1 protein-coding gene is annotated in these 1,307 nt (G+C 57.5%); it reads left to right on the forward strand.

Translation table 11 applies throughout. The features are described from left to right. On the forward strand, window positions 1–1,307 hold a 1,307-nt coding region (gene ilvB / locus ACIOZM_RS31845), incomplete at both ends, for a biosynthetic-type acetolactate synthase large subunit (RefSeq protein ID WP_401221656.1).

Here is a 1,307-nt window from a genome sequence, read left to right on the forward strand (position 1 = left end):
CCTGGCGCAATCCGGTCGTCCGGGCCCGGTCGTGGTCGATATCCCGAAAGACATGACCAACCCGGCCGAGAAGTTCGAATACATCTTCCCGAAGAAAGCCAAGCTGCGTTCATACAGCCCGGCCGTTCGTGGTCACTCCGGGCAAATCCGCAAGGCAGCAGAAATGCTCCTGGCGGCCAAACGTCCTGTGTTGTACTCCGGCGGCGGCGTGATTCTCGGCAACGGTTCCGAACCGCTGACCGAACTGGCGAAAATGCTCAACCTGCCAGTAACCAACACCTTGATGGGCCTGGGTGGCTACCCTGGCACCGACCGTCAGTTCATCGGTATGCTCGGGATGCACGGCAGCTACACCGCCAACCTGGCGATGCACCATGCCGACGTGATCCTGGCAGTTGGCGCTCGTTTCGATGACCGCGTGATCAACGGCCCGGCGAAGTTCTGCCCGAACGCCAAGATCATTCACATCGATATCGACCCGGCTTCGATCTCCAAGACCATCAAGGCCGACGTGCCTATCGTTGGTCCGGTGGAAAGCGTCCTGACCGAAATGGTCGCGATCCTTAAGGAAATCGGCGAGACCCCGAACAAGGAGTCCGTTGCCAGTTGGTGGAAGCAGGTTGATGAATGGCGCGGTGAGCGCGGCCTGTTCCCTTACGACAAGGGCGACGGCAGCGTAATCAAGCCACAGACCGTGATCGAAACCCTGTGCGAAGTGACCAAGGGCGACGCCTTTGTGACCTCCGACGTGGGTCAGCACCAGATGTTCGCTGCGCAGTACTACACGTTCAACAAGCCGAACCGCTGGATCAACTCCGGTGGCCTGGGCACCATGGGCTTCGGTTTCCCGGCGGCCATGGGCATCAAGTTGAGCTTCCCGGATGATGACGTTGCCTGCGTCACCGGCGAAGGCAGCATCCAGATGAACATCCAGGAACTGTCGACCTGCCTGCAATATGGTCTGCCGGTGAAAATCGTCATCCTGAACAACGGTGTTCTGGGGATGGTTCGTCAGTGGCAGGACATGAGCTACGGTAGCCGTCACTCGCATTCCTACATGGAATCGCTGCCTGACTTCGTCAAACTGGCTGAAGCCTATGGTCACGTCGGCATGCGCATCACAGATTCGAAAGATTTGAAGTCGAAGATGGAAGAGGCGTTCGCCATGAAAGATCGTCTGGTGGTGATCGATATTTCGGTCGATACCAGCGAGCACGTCTATCCGATGCAGATCAAAGACGGCTCCATGCGCGATATGTGGATGAGCAAGACGGAGCGTACTTATTCATGCGGCACATTATTTCCTT

Source organism: Pseudomonas sp. NPDC087346, assembly GCF_044744235.1.
Classification (GTDB): domain Bacteria; phylum Pseudomonadota; class Gammaproteobacteria; order Pseudomonadales; family Pseudomonadaceae; genus Aquipseudomonas.